This window comes from Actinopolyspora mortivallis, from assembly GCF_003001495.1.
Lineage (GTDB): Bacteria > Actinomycetota > Actinomycetes > Mycobacteriales > Pseudonocardiaceae > Actinopolyspora > Actinopolyspora mortivallis_A.
The window spans coordinates 40,282-58,531 of the sequence record NZ_PVSR01000017.1 but is presented as its reverse complement, the minus strand read 5'-3'; the positions used below and the strand labels follow the sequence as shown (position 1 = coordinate 58,531).

The 18,250-nt window shown below is 68.7% G+C and carries 16 protein-coding genes; 9 read left to right on the top strand and 7 right to left on the bottom strand.

Translation table 11 applies throughout. The features are described 5' to 3' along the window. Positions 1-149 precede the first annotated feature (149 nt). Together CEP50_RS11360 and CEP50_RS11355 are read right to left on the bottom strand one after the other, a co-directional pair. On the bottom strand, positions 150-404 hold the full coding sequence (locus CEP50_RS11360; RefSeq protein WP_019855343.1) for a WhiB family transcriptional regulator: 255 nt from the start codon (positions 402-404) through the stop codon (positions 150-152). Between the two features lie 234 nt (positions 405-638). Then, on the bottom strand, positions 639-1,565 hold the full coding sequence (locus CEP50_RS11355; protein WP_106113919.1) for a diacylglycerol/lipid kinase family protein: 927 nt from the start codon (positions 1,563-1,565) through the stop codon (positions 639-641). Between the two features lie 313 nt (positions 1,566-1,878). Here CEP50_RS11355 and CEP50_RS11350 point away from each other — a divergent pair, with 313 nt between their 5' ends. Next, a complete protein-coding gene (locus CEP50_RS11350; protein WP_258175164.1) occupies positions 1,879-2,313 on the top strand; it encodes a hypothetical protein in 435 nt (144 codons plus the stop codon). Between the two features lie 58 nt (positions 2,314-2,371). Here CEP50_RS11350 and CEP50_RS11345 read toward each other — a convergent pair whose 3' ends face one another. The 3 genes from CEP50_RS11345 to sodN all read right to left on the bottom strand — a co-directional run bounded on the left by CEP50_RS11345 (position 2,372) and on the right by sodN (position 5,793). Further along, a complete protein-coding gene (locus CEP50_RS11345; protein ID WP_019855340.1) occupies positions 2,372-2,704 on the bottom strand; it encodes a hypothetical protein in 333 nt (110 codons plus the stop codon). A 197-nt stretch (positions 2,705-2,901) separates the two neighbouring features. After that, positions 2,902-4,404: a CoA transferase gene (locus tag CEP50_RS11340; protein WP_106113917.1), complete on the bottom strand. Its 1,503-nt coding sequence runs from the start codon at positions 4,402-4,404 to the stop codon at positions 2,902-2,904. A gap of 981 nt (positions 4,405-5,385) precedes the next feature. Further along, on the bottom strand, positions 5,386-5,793 hold the full coding sequence (gene sodN / locus CEP50_RS11335) for a superoxide dismutase, Ni (protein ID WP_106113916.1): 408 nt from the start codon (positions 5,791-5,793) through the stop codon (positions 5,386-5,388). Between the two features lie 84 nt (positions 5,794-5,877). On the opposite strand from sodN, the gene sodX reads away from it, so the two are divergent. After that, positions 5,878-6,192, top strand: a complete 315-nt coding sequence (sodX, locus tag CEP50_RS11330; RefSeq protein WP_106113915.1) for a nickel-type superoxide dismutase maturation protease — start codon at positions 5,878-5,880, stop codon at positions 6,190-6,192. An 81-nt stretch (positions 6,193-6,273) separates the two neighbouring features. Then, the gene (locus CEP50_RS11325) at positions 6,274-7,908 is read left to right on the top strand and encodes a GMC oxidoreductase (protein ID WP_106113914.1); all 1,635 of its coding nucleotides are present in this window, start codon (positions 6,274-6,276) and stop codon (positions 7,906-7,908) included. 13 nt (positions 7,909-7,921) lie between these two features. Here CEP50_RS11325 and CEP50_RS11320 read toward each other — a convergent pair whose 3' ends face one another. Beyond that, positions 7,922-8,530, bottom strand: coding sequence for a dTDP-4-dehydrorhamnose 3,5-epimerase family protein (locus CEP50_RS11320; RefSeq protein WP_106113913.1), 609 nt, complete (start codon positions 8,528-8,530; stop codon positions 7,922-7,924). 396 nt (positions 8,531-8,926) lie between these two features. Here CEP50_RS11320 and CEP50_RS11315 point away from each other — a divergent pair, with 396 nt between their 5' ends. Both CEP50_RS11315 and CEP50_RS11310 read left to right on the top strand, forming a co-directional pair. Further along, on the top strand, positions 8,927-10,153 hold the full coding sequence (locus tag CEP50_RS11315; protein WP_106113912.1) for an NAD(P)-dependent malic enzyme: 1,227 nt from the start codon (positions 8,927-8,929) through the stop codon (positions 10,151-10,153). A gap of 427 nt (positions 10,154-10,580) precedes the next feature. Continuing rightward, positions 10,581-13,037, top strand: a complete 2,457-nt coding sequence (locus tag CEP50_RS11310; protein WP_181188338.1) for a putative bifunctional diguanylate cyclase/phosphodiesterase — start codon at positions 10,581-10,583, stop codon at positions 13,035-13,037. Positions 13,038-13,068: 31 nt separating this feature from the next. Here CEP50_RS11310 and CEP50_RS11305 read toward each other — a convergent pair whose 3' ends face one another. Further along, the gene (locus tag CEP50_RS11305; protein WP_106113911.1) at positions 13,069-14,613 is read right to left on the bottom strand and encodes a bis-aminopropyl spermidine synthase family protein; all 1,545 of its coding nucleotides are present in this window, start codon (positions 14,611-14,613) and stop codon (positions 13,069-13,071) included. Positions 14,614-14,897: 284 nt separating this feature from the next. Here CEP50_RS11305 and CEP50_RS11300 point away from each other — a divergent pair, with 284 nt between their 5' ends. The 4 genes from CEP50_RS11300 (at position 14,898) to CEP50_RS11285 (ending at position 18,247) form a co-directional block, all read left to right on the top strand. Further along, a complete protein-coding gene (locus CEP50_RS11300; RefSeq protein WP_106113910.1) occupies positions 14,898-16,022 on the top strand; it encodes an ABC transporter ATP-binding protein in 1,125 nt (374 codons plus the stop codon). After that, on the top strand, positions 16,007-16,669 hold the full coding sequence (locus CEP50_RS11295) for an ABC transporter permease (protein WP_106113909.1): 663 nt from the start codon (positions 16,007-16,009) through the stop codon (positions 16,667-16,669). The genes CEP50_RS11300 and CEP50_RS11295 overlap by 16 nt, the downstream gene beginning before the upstream one ends. A gap of 112 nt (positions 16,670-16,781) precedes the next feature. Beyond that, positions 16,782-17,363, top strand: coding sequence for an ABC transporter permease (locus tag CEP50_RS11290; protein WP_258175162.1), 582 nt, complete (start codon positions 16,782-16,784; stop codon positions 17,361-17,363). A 2-nt stretch (positions 17,364-17,365) separates the two neighbouring features. Further along, positions 17,366-18,247 (top strand): ABC transporter substrate-binding protein, encoded by an 882-nt coding sequence (locus CEP50_RS11285; RefSeq protein WP_106113907.1) that lies wholly within the window; start codon positions 17,366-17,368, stop codon positions 18,245-18,247. Positions 18,248-18,250: the final 3 nt, after the last annotated feature.

Genomic DNA, 18,250 nt, shown 5'->3' with positions numbered 1-18,250 from the left:
GCGCTCGCGACCGACATCGACGCGGATCGACCGGAACGGGTGTTGTGGTTGTCCGGTTCGTTCCGGGTGTCCGACTCGTCGTCCCGGGATTCCGTCGGGCCTGCCCGCCCGTCAGTACGGAGTCCGTTCAGGACGGTCGATTCGGCACCTCAGGCGTTGGTCCGGGCGCGGGTCCGTGCGTTGCGCCGCTTGAGGGCACGACGCTCGTCCTCGCTCATGCCGCCCCATACGCCGGCGTCCTGCCCGGTTTCCAGCGCCCAGGCGAGGCACTCGGAGGTCACCGGGCAGCGGCGGCAGACCGCCTTGGCCTCGGCGATCTGCAGCAGGGCTGGACCGCTGTTCCCGACCGGGAAGAAGAGTTCGGGGTCCTCGTCGCGGCAAACCGCGCGGTGGCGCCAGTCCATCGTCCTTGCTCCTCGCTAGGCACGACGAAGCGTGCCGATCGTTGGTACGGGGTGTTTGTGAATGCTTTCACGGAGTCCGTGCGCTTGTGAATACTTTCACGAACTCGCGTAATGTCAAGGGGTCGATCAGAACCGAGTGAGTGAAGTCACCCGGAAGATCGACAGGCCTTGACCTGGGGTTGGGGCCACCGGAACGGAGTGGTGCGCCCGGTCCGGATGGCGGGTCCGTGCGAATTACTCGACGACGTGCAGAGCGTTCGGAACCGACTCGAAATCGATCACCGACAGCTCTCCGAGGGAGTCGCCGTCGATCTGTACTCGCAACGGCTCCTGACAGACTACTCGTAGGGTGCCGAGGTTCGCACGCCTGAAAAGAGTTTTTCCGTGTGGTTTAGCTCTATCGCGGAGCATCTGCGCTACATGTCGTGACACGTAGTGAGGAAGCATGCTGCGGAGGGCGAAGACGCCGATACCCGAATCGAAGCTGGTCTCGGGGTTGGTGTGCACCGGCCTGGAACCGAGGTAGGTCCACGGGTCCGCGTTGGAGATCATGGCGGCGTGTACCCCGGAAACGGGATCTTCGGTATCGGGGTGCACGGTCAGTAGTGGCCGTCGGTGGATACCGCGCAGGTAACAGCCCAGGGCCACACTGGCGTAGAGCCAGGGAGTGACCCTGCGCCCCCGCTCGCGCCGTCGTTCGACCTCGGCGACCACGTCGGCGTCGATGCCCACTCCGGCGTTGAAGGTGAACCAGCGCCCGTTGGCCCTGCCGAGCCCGATCCAGCGCCCGCTTTCCCGTTCGAGGGCCCGCAGGAGGTGGTGGGTGGCCTCGATCGGAGTCCGCGGTATCCCGAGCGCCCCCGCGAAGACGTTGGCCGACCCCCCGGGGATCACGGCGAGGCTCGGTCGTCGCGCGCCCGCGCTCACCTCGGTGCGCAGCATCCCGTTGACGACCTCGTTCACGGTCCCGTCCCCGCCGTGTACCACCACCAGGTCGTGTCCTTCGACAGTGGCACGTGCTCCGGTGTCCGCCGCGTGGCCGCGGTAACGGGTTTCGACCAGCTCCAGCTTGACCGCCCCCGCCAGGGCGTGGGACAGCACGTCCCTGCCCGCCGGACTGGTGGAGGTCGCCTCCGGGTTCACCACGAGAACAGCGCGCACACCCGAAGCCTAGCCACCCCGTCCCCGTCCGTTCACTCGACCGGGGTGATCCTCGGAGGTCCCCCGTGCCGCCACCTCCCTGCCGTGTCCCCCCGGGGGGCGTTCACCCCTCGGCGTGCTCCGACACGCTTCGGCGGATCGGCTCCGTCACCGGACGGGCAAACACCCCGAAAACCCGCCCGGTGGGCACCGATCCTGTCCGCAGGATGCTCCCCGGTTCCGGCGGCGGCCATGCGGCAATCGGGCGGTATTACCATCGGCGACGGGTACGTACCGTGACCAGTGGTGTGTTCAGCCAGGAAAGAGGCTCCTCGTGTCGGCAGCGACAGCCCCCCGTACAGTCCGCCTCGCCGGTGCGGTGACCGTGCTGCAGGCACTGGCCGGCTTGGTTTTCGTCGTGGCTCTGCTGATCCGCGCCAGCCAGCTCGACCTGGGCTCGGCCGGTTCGCTCAGCCGGAGTTCCACGTACGGCGAGGCCGGATACTTCGGGATCATCTCCCTCGGTGTGCTGGCCGCGGGGATCGGCCTGCTGCGGAGCAAGCACTGGGCACGCACACCGGTGCTGCTGCTGCAGTTGTTGCTGCTCGGGGTCTCCTGGTACGCGATGGGCCCCTCGGACAGCCCGCTGGTGGCGTTCGCGTTCGCGGTGCCCGCCGTGTTCGTGCTGTGGTGCCTGTTCAACCGCGCCGGCAGGAACTGGTGGACGGGTTCCGTGACGGCCGCCCGGGAGGACCGCGAAACACGGTGAGCGCGTGCCGGGCACGGTGCGTCCCGGTCTCCGCCCGGCGGAGTCCGGGTGGCTGGGATCACCGGGGGCGACCCGAGCCGTTCTCGCCACGGGGGTCGCCGGGAAGGCTCCGTGGGTTGGCGGCGGCCCAGTTCTCGGCGATGCGTGCCAGCGCCCCGGGCTTGTCCCAGTCCGAGGGATTGGCGGGGATCGCCGCCACCCAGGTTTCCCGGTCCCGGGCCGGATCCTCGGAAGGACGGTCGGATATCGCGAAGTGCTTGGGCCGCGTCACCTCGATGAACGGGTTGCCCTCCACGACGTAACCGCGTTTCACGGCGATCTCGCGGTCTCCCTGGGCCCAGCGGAACGTCAGTCCGTGGTTGAAGTACCTGCTGATCGGCCGAGTGGGCATGCCGACACCTCGCGTCGTGCTGCGTTCCGGTTGGCCCGGCCAGATTATCCTTTTTCCCGCCGGACGGAATCCGTCAACCGTGGGCCGTCCGTTCGGGTCCCCGTGGGACACGGGCGGGGACACTGTTCGTCCGGGGGACGGCCTCGCGAGCGGTTCGCCAACGTCCCCCCGCGCTGCTCGTGCCGGATGGGAGGGGGTCAGCGCGGTGCCCACTCCGGTCGGCACGACCCGCGCGGAACGAGGGTGAAGGGGTACTGCCCCGGCGTGGCCGACATGTGCACCTGGTCGGTGACGCCCTGGTAGGTCCCCAGGGGAGTCTCGTCCGTGAAGGTCTCCGGGTCGAGGTAGGCGTGACGTGTTCCGGTGCCCGCCACCCGGCCGGCGTAGTCCCTGTCGACGATTCCGAGGCTGAGGATCCACAGTGCCGCCCGGGTCAACGAGACGTGCACTCGGTAGCTGCCGCCCTCGACGGCCCGTCTGGCCAGCGCCCGTCCGACGCCCGCGGCCAACAGCCAGGAGACGATGTAGTCGTTGACCACCATGATCGGGGGAAGGGCCGGTCGCTGGCCGTCGCCCTCCAGGTGCATCATCCCGACCAGGCTGCCCGCGGTCTGGTCGAAACCCACCCGCTCGGCCCAGGGGCCGGTGGGGCCGTTGAGGGTGGTGGTGGCGTGCACGATTCCCGGTCGCACGGCGGCGGCCTGGTCCGCGTCGAACCCGATCTCGTGCAGGTAACCGGGACGCCGGTTGGCGTAGAAGACGTCCGCCTCGCTCAGCAGTTCGCGCAACCGGCAGGCCCCCTCGGGGGAACGCGGGTCGACCGTGGCGGAGCGGACACCGACGTTGGCCGTGGCGTAGGTGGTGTCGTGCTCGTGCTCACCGGGGCGCCAGATGTTCAGCGCGTCGGCACCGTGCAGAGCCAGGGCGCGGCCGACTCCGGCACCGGCGATCACATGGCCCATTCCCAGGGCGCGGATGCCGCTCAGGGGTTGTTCGCCGTGCGAGGGGAGCGGTTCGGCGGGGCTGTCCCCGATCCTGTCGATCCGCACCAGCGGCATGTGTGCGAGGTGGTCCCGGTACTGGGGTTCGGCGAGGATCTCCTCGGGCGAACGCAGCACCGGCATCACGACCCCGGCCTCGGCCCCGGCCCGCTCCAGGTCCCAGGAGCGCCACCGGGACACCGCCCGCGCCACGGCGTCCGGGTCGTCGGGGACGTCCAACAGCTTCTGGGCGGCCACCTTGATCCCGGGGTAGGGGTTCAACGGCATCACCCAGCGGGAGTCGGCGGTGGGGTAGAAGGAGAAGTTGAACGCCTGGTTGACGTTACTGCTGGTGGCCGGTGGGTAGCCGTTCAGCAGTTCCCAGCGTCGGTCGTAGAACGGGCACAGTCGGTGGGGCGCGCTGCGCAGGTCGACGGAGATGTCCTGACCCGTGCCGCCGCGCCGGCGCCACAGTGCGGCCACGGCGGCGGACTTGGCCGCCAGGGCGATGCCGGCGGCCGCTCCCAGCCGCAGGGTGCTCGGCACGACGGGGTCGGCTCCGTGGAAGGTGACCCTGCCCCCGGTGTCCTGTGGGGTCATCCCGAGATCGGTGAGCACGTCCGCGAACGCGGTGTGCACGTCGAAGGCGTCGTCGGTGGCGGGGCGGGTGATGGCCTGTTCGATGCGTCGGGTGAGTTCCGGTTCCTGTCGGGCGCTCATGGGGCGGCTCCCTGACCTGCGCGCGGTTCCTGGACGGGGGTGCCGTCGACATCCTTACTGTTGCATAGTACACCTAAATAAGTGTTCGTGCACTGCTCCCGGTCGAGGACGCGTCCCGGAGCGGAAGCGGAAGAAGGGGTTCAATCCTTCCTGGCCCCCGGAGGGTCTCGTCGACCTGCCGAGGCTCTCGTCGTTTCCGGTCAGGAGTAGTTGGCCCGGTTTGCTCGATCGGACCGTACAGGGTCCGCCAGGGCGGATCCGTGCTTTCCCGTCCACCGCGGACTGTCCGAATCTTCCTCCGCTGCTGGAAAAATCTCGGACGTCGAGTCGTACCGGTATTCTTCCTGGTCTGGTGAACTGTGCGATAGCTGTCACCGGCGCGGCAGGAACAACGGTGTCGGCTGTTGTCGCTGTTTTCGTCTCCGGAGGCCGCTCGCCTTCGCATCCCCTTTCTGCGGGATATTCGGGGCGGCGTTGCGGGGTCGTGTTAGGATGAGAACGTAACTCCTCCCTCTCTCCTGGCGAAAGATGGTATTGCGAGGCCGCTGTGAGTCGGATATCGTCCAAATTCCTGATAGTCGATTCGATAATTCTTTTTCTGGTCGACTTCACGTTGACAGTGAATGTGGCCTCGGGATCGAGTTCGCTCCTGCCGGAACCCGTCAGATGGGTTCTGGTTGTGTTGACAACATTTCTTCTTCTGGCTGCTTTGGTGGAACTCGCGCGGCGCAAAGCGGCCGGCTCGCCGCGAAGCGACGTTGGATGACCAAAAAGAAAAATCATCGCCGGCGTGTTTTCCCGTGGAACATGCTGTCGATTCCTTGCCGACAACAGCTGTCCTCGAAGGACTAACAGGGCTCGCGGCCGTCCGCGGGTCGTCAGGCCGTCCACGGGCCGTGGGACACCGCCGGCCGACACGAAACGACGCTGACCAACGAAGTGGTGTTTTCGTCGGTCAGCGTCGTGAAGAAGGCTATGGGGTCAGCCCTTCTTGGTCTCCCAGAAGATCTTGTCGATCTCGGCGATGTAGTCCAGCAGCTCCTGGCCGGTGGACGGGTCCATCGAGCCCTTGGTGCCGGCGGCACCGGCTGCCTTGGTCGCCTTGTTCACCAGCTCGTGCAGCTGCGGGTACTTCTCGAAGTGGTGGGCCTTGAAGTAGTCGGTCCACAGTACCCAGAGGTGGTGCTTGACCAGCTCCGAACGCTGCTCGGCGATGTTGATCGCGCGAGTGCGGAACTCGGGGTCCTCGTTGTTCTGGTACTTCTCCTGGATGGCCTTGACCGATTCGGCCTCGATCCGGGCCTGAGCCGGGTCGTACACGCCGCACGGCAGGTCACAGTGCGCGGTGGCCTCCAGACGAGGACCGAGAAGTCGCGACAGCACTCGCATACTTCCTCCCTGACAGTGACAGTGAATGCTCCGACAGGGTCGACCCTACTCCGTTAGGATCGGCTTTGTCTTACGGAGGTGGGTGTGAGTTCCCTCGGCCGATTGCGGTGGCGCAGGCTGCGCGTGCGTGGGCCCTCGATGGCGCCCACACTGCGGGACGGGGACGTGGTCGTGCTCAGGCTCCGTGGCGAACCGGCTCCGGGGGACGTGGTGCTGGTGCGTTGGCCCTCGCGTCCGGAACAGCTCTCGGTCAAGCGTGCCGTGTGCCGTCAGGACGGTGGTTGGTTCGTGACCGGTGACCACCCCGAGGCGTCCACGGACTCCCGCCAGCTCGGTCCCGCCGAGGTGCTGGGCGTGCTGCGGTGGCGACTCACCCCTCGCCCCGGTCGAATACGTTGAGTGTTTCGCTTTTCCGTGGTGTCACACTTTGTCGTGTATGTGACGTGAACTCCTGGTTCGGCCGTCCGTGGTCCTCCCAGGATGATCGGGATGGCGAACTCGGATCTTTCGCGGAGACGTTTCCTGGGGTTGGCCGCCGTGCAGTCCGCCGCCGCTCTCGGGCTCGAACGGATAGCCCTCGGGTCCGAACAGGATTCGGATTCGTTGCCCTCCTTCGTGCCCGCTCTCGTGGTGGGAAGCGGCTACGGCGGTGCGGTGAGCGCCCTGCGCCTCGGAGAGGCCGGCGTCCGCACGCTGGTGCTGGAGGAGGGGAAACTGTGGAACGAGCCCGGACCCGACGGTGAGGTCTTCTGCTCCGTGCTCGATCCGGACCGCCGTTCCACCTGGTTGCGGACCCGGACCCAGACCCCGCTGGGCACGTTCCTGTGGCTGGACGTGGTCAACCGCGACATCGAGCGCTTCACCGGGGTGCTCGACCGGGTCGAACACCCCAACATGGCCATTTACCAGGGCCGAGGGGTGGGTGGCGGTTCCCTGGTGAACGGAGGGATGGCCGTGGTGCCGGAGCGGCGCGCCCTGCGTCGGGCACTGCCCACCGTCTCCCCCGAGAGCATGTACGAGCGCTACTTCCCCCGGGCTCGCCGACAGCTCGGGGTCAACGAGATCTCACCGGCCTGGTTCGAACACACCGAGTGGTACCGCTACGCCAGGGTGGCCCGCCGACACGCGAACCGCGCCGGACTGGACTCGGTGCTCGTGCCGAACGTCTACGACTTCGCCCACATGCGGCGCGAGGCCGAGGGTGAGGCGCCGCGTTCGGCACTGGCCGCCGAGGTCATCTACGGCAACAACTACGGCAAACGCAGTCTCGACCGGACCTATCTGGCCGACGCGGTGGGAACCGGCAACGTGCGGATCGAGAGCCTGCGTCGGGTGCGTTCGGTGCGTCGGGAACCGGACGGCACCCTCGTGGTCTCGGTGCGGAGGATCGACGAGTCCGGCACCGTGCTGGAGAGCCGGGAGGTGGGATGTCGGTGGCTTTTCCTCGGAGCGGGCAGCAACGGGACGACCGAGCTGTTGCTGCGCTCCCGTGAGACCGGATCGCTTCCCGAGTTGAGCGAGCACCTCGGCCAGGGCTGGGGGACCAACGGGAACGTGATGTTCGGCCGGTCCAATCCGCTCTGGGACCCGACCGGGGGACGGCAGTCCACGATTCCGGTGGTGGGCATCGACGACCGGAACAACCCACACGGGCCGGTGTTCGCCGAGAGCGTCCCGCTGCCGGCGGGAGTCGAGACCTTCGTCAGCCTGCACCTGGCCATCACCGAGAACCCGGAGCGCGGCCGTTTCGTGTTCGACTCCGCCAGCGACTCCGCCCGGCTCCTGTGGGACCCGGACCAGGGGCAACCGTCGGTGACGGCGGCACGGGCCACGTTCGACCCGGTCAACCGCGCCAACGGGACGATCTACCGGCGGGACCTGTTCGGGGACACCAGAGCCTTCGAGGACCGTTTCACCTATCACCCGCTGGGTGGGTGTGTGCTCGGTGCCGCCACCGACGGACACGGTCGGGTGCGCGGTTGTCCCGGTCTGTACGTGACGGACGGTTCGCTGATTCCCGGGGCGGTGGGGGTGAATCCCTTCGTCACCATCACCGCGTTGGCCGAACGCAACGTGGAGCACGTGTTGGCCGCCGACATCGGGGTCCGCCGGTGAGGGCCGGTCGTGCTCAACCGAGGGAACGTCTCCGCTCGTACTGGTCCAGACAGTCCTGGTAGGAGGGAAGCGTTCCGGCGGCGGCCGCCTCGGCGAGTCCGGGGGCCTCGCGGTCCTTGTCGGACAGGATCGGGGAGGTGTCCAGTTCCCCCCAGGGCAGGCCCAGCTCGGGGTCCAGCGGGTTGACCGCGTGCTCGGCCGGAGGGTTGTAGGGGGTCGAGCACAGGTAGATCATCACGGTCTCCTCGGTCAGCGCCGCGAAAGCGTGACCGAGCCCTTCGGCGAGGTAGACGGCGTTGTAACGCTCGGCGTCCAGCCGCACCGCCTCCCACCGCCCGAAGGTGGGGGAACCCGCGCGCACGTCGACGATCACGTCCAGCAGGCTCCCCCGCGCGCAGTAGACGTACTTGGCCTGTCCGGGTGGGACGTCGGCGAAGTGGACCCCGCGGACCACCCCCCGGCGGGAGACGCTGTTGTTGACCTGTGCCAACGGCATGGGATGTCCGGTGGCCTCGACGAAGGGGTCCTGCTGGAAGGGGGCGACGAACAGTCCGCGTTGGTCGGGAAAGACCGGAGGGGTGAACTCCAGGGCTCCGTTGATGTCGGTGTGACGTACTCGCACGAGGGCAAGCCTAAGGAGTCCTTCCCGGTTGAACCGCCGGGTGGTCGGTGGACGGCGCACGCGGCGGCCCCGCGTGGTGCGGCGGGTGCTTCGGGGCAGGACCGGCTGCTGTGGGTGTTCCCGGCGCGGCCCACCGTGTCCGGATTCGCGGAGAATATATTGACATTTTGTTGAAGACACTGGTGAGCTGTGACACCAGTCGCAGACAGCCGCGGGGTGGCCTGGCAGACTTGTCGGACCGCAGCGTCCGCCGAGCCGCTGCCCGATCCGGGCAGTCAGTCTCGGTCACCCCTAGACGCCTCCCGGGGGCACCAGCTTCTCCGGTGTGGCGTCGCCCGTCCGCCGACCGGAAAGCTCCTTTCCCGTCGGCCAGGTCAAGGCAACAGGAGGGACGCCGTGACCACCGTTAGTGACCAAGAGAACACGTCCGATTCGGCGGGGACACCCCCATCGGCGGTCAACGCCGAACTCACCACCGAGGAGATCTTCGGTGCCCACGAGGGCGGCAAGCTTTCCGTCGCGCCGTCGACCGCGCTGACGACCCCCCGTGACCTCTCGATCGCCTACACCCCCGGTGTGGCCCAGGTCAGCCGAGCCATCTCCGCGGACGAGACCCTGGCCGCGCGCTACACCTGGACCAGTCAACTCGTGGCCGTGGTCAGCGACGGCACCGCCGTGCTGGGACTCGGCGACATCGGCCCCCGGGCCTCGTTGCCCGTCATGGAGGGCAAGGCCGCCCTGTTCAAGTCCTTCGCGGACCTGGACTCCTTCCCGTTGGTGCTGGACACCACGGACAACGACGAGATCGTCGAGACGCTGGTGCGTCTGCGCCCCTCGTTCGGGGCGGTCAACCTGGAGGACGTCGCGGCGCCCCGGTGCTTCGATCTCGAACGCCGGCTGATCGAGGCGCTGGACTGCCCGGTCATGCACGACGACCAGCACGGCACGGCGGTGGTGACCCTGGCGGCGTTGCGCAACGCCTGCCAGTTGTCGGGGCGCGAGTTCGGCTCTCTGCGGGTGGTGATCTCCGGTGCCGGTGCCGCCGGGGTGGCCTGCGCGGAGATCCTCGAGGCCGCCGGGGTCGGCGAGGTGGTCGTGGCCGACTCCCGTGGGGTCATCCACGCGGGCCGGGACAACCTCACCCCGATCAAGGAGGAACTGGCCCGGCGTACGAACCCTCGAGGGATCACCGGGGAGCTCGCCGAGGCGCTGCGTGGTGCCGACGTGCTGATCGGGGTCTCCGCCGGAACCATCCCCGCCGAACACGTGGCCACCATGGCCGAGGACGCGATCGTGTTCGCGCTGTCCAACCCCGATCCGGAGATCCACCCGGACACGGCCGCCGCCCACGCCGCCGTGGTGGCGACCGGCCGCAGCGACTTCCCGAACCAGATCAACAACGTGCTGGCCTTCCCCGGAATATTCCGGGGAGCCCTGCAGGCCGGGGCGCGGATGATCAGCGATCGGATGAAGGTCGCCGCCGCCGAGGCCATCGCCGAGGTGGCGGCCGAGGCGCTGTCCGCCGACTACATCGTGCCCAGCCCGCTCGACCCCCGGGTGGCTCCCGAGGTCACCGCCGCCGTCGCCGAGGCCGCCCGGCGCGACGGGGTGGCCACCGCCTGACTCCCGTCGGAGCAACGGGCACGTGAACCCCGCTTTCCCGGGGACGTGCCCGCCCCGAGCGAGGTGAGTGCCGGGGTGCCGGAAGGAGGGGCGGGACTCCCCCGCCACGTCCGCCCGGTGTCCCGGCCTCCTCCGGTGCGGAAGAGCCCCCGACGTCGACCTCCGCGACTCTCTCCGCGTCCCTCCGCCGGAAACACCGCCCGGTTCCGCCGAACACGGCGAGAACGGTGTGACTTGTCCGGCACGGCATCACATTTTCGGCCGTTGTGCGTCCCACCTTGAGAAGTGTTCGGTTACTTCTCGACGTTGTGGCTGAATTTTTCACTCGAATGCCGGTATGGTTGGAAGAACGGGGTGTGGTGTTCACCACACTCCGGATCCCGGCCTGTGTGCACGGCGCGCGAAGCGGTGATGCGGAGGTTGGCCCTTGACCGAACGCAGCAGGCGAACCCGGCGGGTGCGCGGGGGGCTGCCCTCGGTGGACAGTGCCGAGGTGATCGGCCCGGGAGTCGCCGACTCCCGGGTGGCCGTGGAGTCCCTGCCGGACGCTCCCGCCTTGCTCAGCACCTCCGAGGGCCTGGTCATTCGCGCGACCGAACAGGCCGCGAGATCGCTCGGCACGGGTTCCGAGGAGGAGCTGCTGGGACGGGAGCTCACCGAGCTGCTGCGGGTGGAGGGGGAGTTCGCTCGCCCCCGGAACGGGGACGAGCGGTCGTGGTTCCGGGTGCTGAGCTGGTCGCACCGGGAGAACCCACTGCTGACCGTCACCCTGCTGGTCGACGTGTCCGACCTGGTGACCCCGACCGTGGGGATGCTGGCCGCCGAACGACACAAATTGCAGAGCGCGCAACGCGCCGCCCGCATCGGTACCTGGGAGTGGGACCCTCGCACCAACAGCACCCGGCTCTCGGAAATACTCTTCGAGATCACCGGCACCCCGCCGAGCACCGAGACCACCTTCGAGTACTACATGGACCGCATTCACCCGGAGGACCGGGCGCGGGTGCGGGCCTGTTGGAAACGACTCGTGGACGAGCACGTCCCCCTGGAGGTCGAGCACCGCTACATCCGTCCGGACGGTGCGCTGCGTGTTCTGCTCTGCCACGGCGGGGTCTCCAGCGACGGGTCGGGGCGGACCCTCATGGTCGGCACCGCACAGGACGTCACCGAACAACGGACGGCCGTGCGCAGAATGGAGAGGTCCAGTCAGCGGTTCACCGACCTGGTCGACGTCACTCCGATCGGGATCGGGCTGTTCGACGAGAGCCAACGGCTGGTCGACGCCAACGACGCACTGTGCGAGCTGCTCGGCTACCGTCTGGAACAGCTGCGCGGCACCAGCGCGGTGGGAATCACCCACCCCGATGACCGGGCGATCGACCTGACCGACACGGAGTCCTCCGGTCGGCGGCGCGGGCACGGGGGCTCTCCGCAACAGCGGATGCTGGTCCGCTCCGACGGACAGCCGGTTTACTGCGAACTGCGCAGTGTCCCCTCGGTGCAGGACGACGGAACCAGGTTCTGGCTGGTGGTGTTCCAGGACGTCACCGAACGCAGACGCAACGCGGAGGCGTTGCGTTTCCAGGCCACCCACGACGAGCTCACGGGGCTGCCGAACCGGACCGCCGTCAAGGAGATGCTGACCGGGATGCTCGCCGGGCGGAACTCCGGGAGCACGGCCGTGCTGTTCTGCGATCTGGACAACTTCAAACGCATCAACGACGCTCTCGGGCACGACGCCGGTGACGAGCTTCTCGTCGCCTTGGCCCGCAGGCTGGAGGACGGTCTTCCACAGGGGTGCGTGGCCGCGCGCATCTCGGGGGACGAGTTCGTGGTGCTCTGTGTCGACGTGGACCGGGTCGGCGGGACGGACGCGCTGGCCACCCGGGTGTCGGGTCTGCTGGGGACCGCCGTGCCCCTGCGCGGACAGCTGGTGCGGCTCTCGGCCTCCGTCGGTGCCGCCGTACCGAGTGACGAGGCCACCGACGGCGACGATCTGCTCCGCTTCGCGGACGCGGCGATGTTCGAGGCCAAACGCAGTGGCCCGGGGCGGGTGTCGTTGGCCGGTCCCGCGCTGATGGCCTCGGCCGACAGTCAGCTGCGGATGGAGGGGCAGTTGAGGGACGCCCTGAACGGGGACCAGCTGAGCCTGCACTACCAGCCCGTGGTGAACTCCGCCGGGGAGATCGTCAGCGCCGAGGCCCTGCTGCGCTGGCCGCATCCGGAGCGGGGGCTGCTTTCCCCCGGTGTTTTCCTGCCGGTGGCGGAGCAGGCGGGGCTGTTGCGGGACATCGACCGGTGGGTGCTGCGCACCGCCCTGCGGGAGGCGGCGGACTGGCCGCGTGGCCCCGTGGGGCCGGTGTCGGTGGCGGTCAACCTGGGGGCCCTGGTCCCCGGGGACCACGGTTTCGTGGACTACGTGGCCGACTGTGTCGCCGCCTCGGGCCTCGACTGGGACCGGCTCGTCCTGGAGCTGGTGGAGACCTCACTGGTCGAGCTTCCCTTCCGGTCCAGGGACGCCATGCGGGAGCTGGTGGCCCGGGGAGCACGGTTCGCCGTGGACGACTTCGGTACGGGATTCTCCTCGCTCGCGCGGTTGAAGGAGTTGCCCGCGCAGATCATCAAGGTCGATCGGCAGTTTGTTTCCGAAATTCATTCGAACAGGTGTGATCTGGCCGTGACCAAGGCGGTCGTCGACATGGCCGCTGCGATAGGCAGGGAGTGCGTGGCCGAGGGCGTGGAGAACTCAGCCCAGTTCGAGACGCTCACCGGCACCGGAGTGGACGGTTACCAGGGATGGCTGTTCTCCCCGGCCGTTCCGCCCGAGGAGTTCCGCGCCGTGCTCGCCGCGGGAGCCCTGCCGTGGAAACCGGACGAAGCGTGACCGTGCCCGGTCCGCTCGTTGCGGCAGCGGCTCAGACCCCCTCGCTGTGCAGCAGGGCGTTCAACCGGTGCCGGGGCAGGTCGATCAGCCGCAACCGGAGGTCCGCGGCGTCGGGGACCAACGCGGCCACGTGCGCGGCGGCCTCCTTCTTGGTCAGGGGAGTCTCGGAGTGGGCGATCAACGCCTCGCGCCACGTGTTGCCCAGCTTCCCGTGCGCACGGTGCAGCAGGTAACCGGCCACCCCGCCCTGTGCGCCCCGCGCTCGTGCGGACACCACCGCATGGGTGGCGTCCGGGGTGCTGCGGTGGAAGCGGAGCGTGTACTTGCCGCCGACCAGCTCGGTGAGCGCCTGTTGGGCGTGCTCACTGGTGATGTCGGGATGACGGTTGTCCACCAGGAAGGCCGCTTGGTCGGCGTTGCAGGCCAGCAGCATACGAACCAGCCAGGGACCCGGGTCGGAGCGCAGGTCGAACAGGGGGGTTCCCGTGCCGCCGCGCAGGGGACGTTGCCACCCCACCGGACGCGGCCCCTCCACGGCGGTGCCCACCACGGAGGCGACCGCGTCCACCAGCTCCGGGGTGACCTCGTCGGGATCACCCTCCACGGACTGGGGGCCGTGGGTGTAGATCCGGTGTTTGTGCCGTTCCACCGACCTGCGGGCCTGGCCGGTCGGCTGGCACACGTACAGGTCGCTGGTGCTTCCGATGGCCTGGGCGCCCTCGTACTCGTTCAGCCCGGTGACGATGTTCTCGAACACCAGACCCAGCCGCAGCAGTTCACGCTGCACCTTGTGCCCCAGGGCCGGGCTGCGGGAGCTGAAACCGTAGGCCAGCAGCAGTCGGGCGGCGGTGCCGGACATCCCTTCCAGCGCCCTGGTGGCGAACAGCCCGACCCCTTCCGGGGTGTAGGGCGGGTCGCTGAAGACCAGGTCGAAACCGCCGGCCAGGGACGGCGGAAGCCCGAACCGCAGGTCCGCGTGCACCGTGTGCACGGCAAGTCCGTGTTCGGCGGCGATCCCGTCGATGTGGGCGAGGATGCGTTCGTCGACGTCGACGACGGTGGCCCGGACTCCGGGGGCGAGCAGGCAGGTGGCCAGCGAGGTCAGATCGTGGTCGCCGAGCAGCAGCAGCCGCGTTCCGTCCAGCTCGTAGTTGTCCCGCATCCACTCGGCCCGCCGGAGCGCGGTTTCGGGAGTGGCCGTCACGTGGTCCAGCGCGGTGGCCGGGGTGGGGCCACCGGCCACGAATCCGCGGAGGAGTTCGGCCGCCTCGTGCGAGGACCTACCGGCGGGTCGCTCGTCGAGCACCTGAGCGCGGTAGTCGGCGAGGACCTCTTCGGCCAGCCGGTATCCCTCGGGCAGGTCCTCCACGTCCTCCCCGGCCAGAGCCAGCAGCTCCTCCACGGTGCGGCGTGGTGTTCCGCAGATACGCACCAGTTCCCGCAGCGAGTGGGGGCGTTCGGCCAGCAGGGCGAAGATCCGGCGCAGGGGACGCGCGAGTGCGCCCTCCTGGCTGATTCGGTGGCGAACGGCTTCCGGTCCCGTGGATCCGGAAGCGGTCTCGGTCGGTGTGCTCATGTCGTGCCCCGGGATTCGTCGCCGCGGAACCCGTCCACCTCCGCGGTGGTGCGGACCCCATTGTCCACAACAACGGTTCCCGCACACGTGGCGCCCGTCGCCCACACGGAGTGACCGCTTCCCCTCGGTGGGGCAGGGGTCGTTCGGGTGAGGAAACCGAACGGTCCTGGTGCCGCCGAGGACGCGTAACGCTCATTACATCGCGTGAGACGCCTGATCGGGTTAGGCTCGGCGAAGCTTGTGACGGTCGGCGAGTGACCGTCGGTGATCCTCGAGGGGGCTCGATGATCGAGTTCCGAACCGTGCGCAAGCAGTACGACGACGGCACCGTCGCCGTCCGGGAACTCAGTCTGACCGTTCCGGCGGGAACCGTCACCGTGCTGGTCGGCCCCTCCGGGTGCGGCAAGACCACGCTGCTGCGGATGGTCAACCGCATGGTCGAGCCCTCCTCCGGTGCCGTGCTGCTTGACGGCAGGGAGGTTCGTGATTCGGACCCGGCCGAGCTGCGTCGCGGCATCGGGTACGTCATCCAGCAGGCGGGGCTGTTCCCCCACCGCACGGTGCGGGACAACGTGGCCACCGTTCCGCTGTTGTTCGGGACGTCCCGCAGAAAGGCCCGGCGTGACGCCGAGGAACTGTTGGAGCGGGTGGGGTTGTCCCGGGAACTGGGTAAGCGGTATCCCGGACAGCTCTCCGGAGGACAGCAACAGCGGGTCGGGGTGGCCAGGGCGCTGGCCGCCGACCCGCCCGTGCTGCTCATGGACGAGCCGTTCAGCGCCGTGGATCCCGTGGTGCGCGCCGGTTTGCAGCAGGAGCTGTTGCGGTTGCAGGAGGAGCTGGGCAAGACGGTGCTCTTCGTGACCCACGACGTCGACGAGGCCATCCGACTGGGTGAACGAGTCGCGGTGCTGCGACAGGGAGGAGAGCTGGCGCAGTACGCCGCGCCGGCGGAACTGCTCGCGCGGCCGGCCGACGACTTCGTGGCCTCGTTCGTCGGCAAGGACCGCGGGTACCGCAGTTTGTCCTTCGTGGACTCCTCCGGCCTGGAGCCCGGCCCCGTTGACACCGTCCACATCGGTGACACCAGTGCGGACGTGCCCAGCCGGGCCGGGTGGGTGCTGGCGCTGGACGACCAGGACCGTCCGCGTGGTTGGCTGCCTCCGGAATCGACCGTGCGCGGACGGCTCACCGAGGACCAGCTGGTCGCCGGCGGATCGCTCCACACCCTGGGCCGCCCGCTGCGCGAGGCACTGGACGCCGCGCTGTCCTCCCCGACGGGACGGGGGGTGGTGGTCGACGCGGACGGCGTGTTCCAGGGCGTGATCACCACCGGACAGGTGCTGGAACTGATCGAGAACAGACGAAGTCCCGTGCTGACCGAGGGTGCTGTCCAGTGTTCGAGGGACTGATCCGCTACTTCTCCAGCCCCAGCAACCGGGAGGTACTGTTCGAGCAGCTCGGCCAGCACGTCTACCTCTCCCTGGTGCCGTTAGCCGCCGGTGTGCTGCTCGCGTTGCCGCTGGGCAGGCTCGCCCAACGGCTCCGTTGGCTGCGTGCCCCGCTGCTCGGCGGAGCCAACGTGGTCTACACGGTGCCCTCGTTGGCGGTTTTCGTGCTGCTGCCCAGCGTGATCGGCACAGGATACACTTCGCCGGTCAACGTGGTCGTCGCGCTCACGCTGTACACGACGGCGCTGCTGCTGCGTCCGGTGCTGGACGCGTTGGAGGCCGTTCCGGAGCACGTGACACTGGCGGCCACGGCCATGGGGTACCGGACGCACCGTCGTTTCCTGACGGTGGAGCTGCCGCTGGCGGTGCCCGCGCTGACCTCGGCCGTGCGGGTGGCCTCGGTGAGCAACATCAGTCTGGTCAGCGTGGGGGCGCTGATCGGCATCGGCGGGTTGGGCAGGCTGTTCACCGTCGGGTTTCCGATGCCGGACACGGTGCGGATCGTCGTGGGAATCGTGGCCACGGTGCTGTTGGCGCTGGCGGTGGACCTGCTGTTGGTCGCGCTGTGGCGGTTGCTGACCCCCTGGGAACGCGCGGAAAGGCGGTGAGCCAGCCCTGATCACCGAGATACTCGCCTGGCTGCTCGACCCCGGGAACTGGAGCGGCCCCCACGGAATCCTGCGGCAGACACTGCTGCATCTGTTCTACTGCGTTCTCGCGGTGACCAGCGCGGCCCTGCTCGCGGTACCCGCCGGTCTCTACATCGGACACACCGGGCGCGGTGCGGTGTTCGCCGTCGGGTTCGGCAACGCGCTGCGTGCCCTGCCCACACTCGGGCTGGTCACCCTGTTGGCGCTGGTCTTCCGCGGACGTGTCGCGCTGGTGGCGCTGACCGTGCTGGCGACACCCGCCGTGCTGTCCGGGACCTACGCGGGAATACGCGCCGTGCCCGCTCACGTGGTGGACGCGGCCAGGGGCATGGGCATGACCTCCCGGCAGCGGCTGTGGAAGGTGGAGCTGCCCAACGCGCTGCCGCTGCTGATGGGTGGTGTCCGTAACGCGATGTTGCAGGTCATGGCCACCGCCATGGTGGCGGCCTACGTGGGGCTCGGTGGACTGGGGCAGATCCTGCTGACCGGGCAGCGGATCAACGACTACGAACGAATGGCCGGGGCGGCGATCCTGACAGCACTGCTGGCCGTGCTGGTCGACCTGGTGCTGGCCGGGCTCACCCGCCTGGTCACACCTCGCGGCGTGTTTCTCGCCGCAGGGAGCGGGACCACGTCCCGGAGAAGGAGGTAGCGATGAAACGGTTGCTCGTGTCGGTGGTGACACTGGTGACCGCCCTGGGAGCGCTGGTGGGGTGCTCCGACCCGACCGGGACGGGCGACGACTCCGGTGGGCCGATCGTGGTGGGCTCGGCGGACTTCAACGAGAGCCAACTGTTGATGGAGATCTACGCCGAGGCACTGCGCGAGACCGGTGCCGAGGTGCGCACCAAGGGACGCATCGGTGCCAGGGAGGTCTACGTCAACGCCGTCCGGGACGGGGAGATCTCGGTGATTCCCGAGTACACGGGGAACCTGCTGCGGCACTTCGACGACGACACCGAGGCCACCGGATCGGAGCGGATCCACTCCGAGCTGCGCGCGAAGCTTCCGGAGGGGCTGCGGGTGCTGGACTACTCCTCCGCGGAGAACTCCGACGTGCTGGCGGTGACCGAGAAAACCGCCGACAGCGGGCTGCGTTCGATGGCCGATCTCGACGGCCGGTGCGGTGATCTGGTGCTGGGGGCCCCGGCCGAGTGGGCACCGCGTTGGAAGCAGCGCATCTCCGAAGTGTACGGGTGCGAGTTCTCCGAGATCAGGAATCTGCAAGCCGGCAGTGTGCGGGTCAAGGAACTGACCGAGGGGCGGATCCAGGTGGCCAACCTGTTCAGCACCACGGCGGCCATCGACCGGAACGATCTGGTCACACTGGACGACCCGGAGAACATGTTCCCGGCGCAGAACGTGGTTCCGCTGGTGAACCGAGGTGAGTTGGACGACGAGCAGCGCGGGGTGCTCGACAGGGTCTCGGAGCAGCTGACCACGCGGGATCTGACGCGGATGAACCGGCGCATGTCCGTGGACAAGGCCAATCCGCGCGAGCTCGCCGAGGAGTTCGTCGGCGGTCTCGACCTGTGAGCC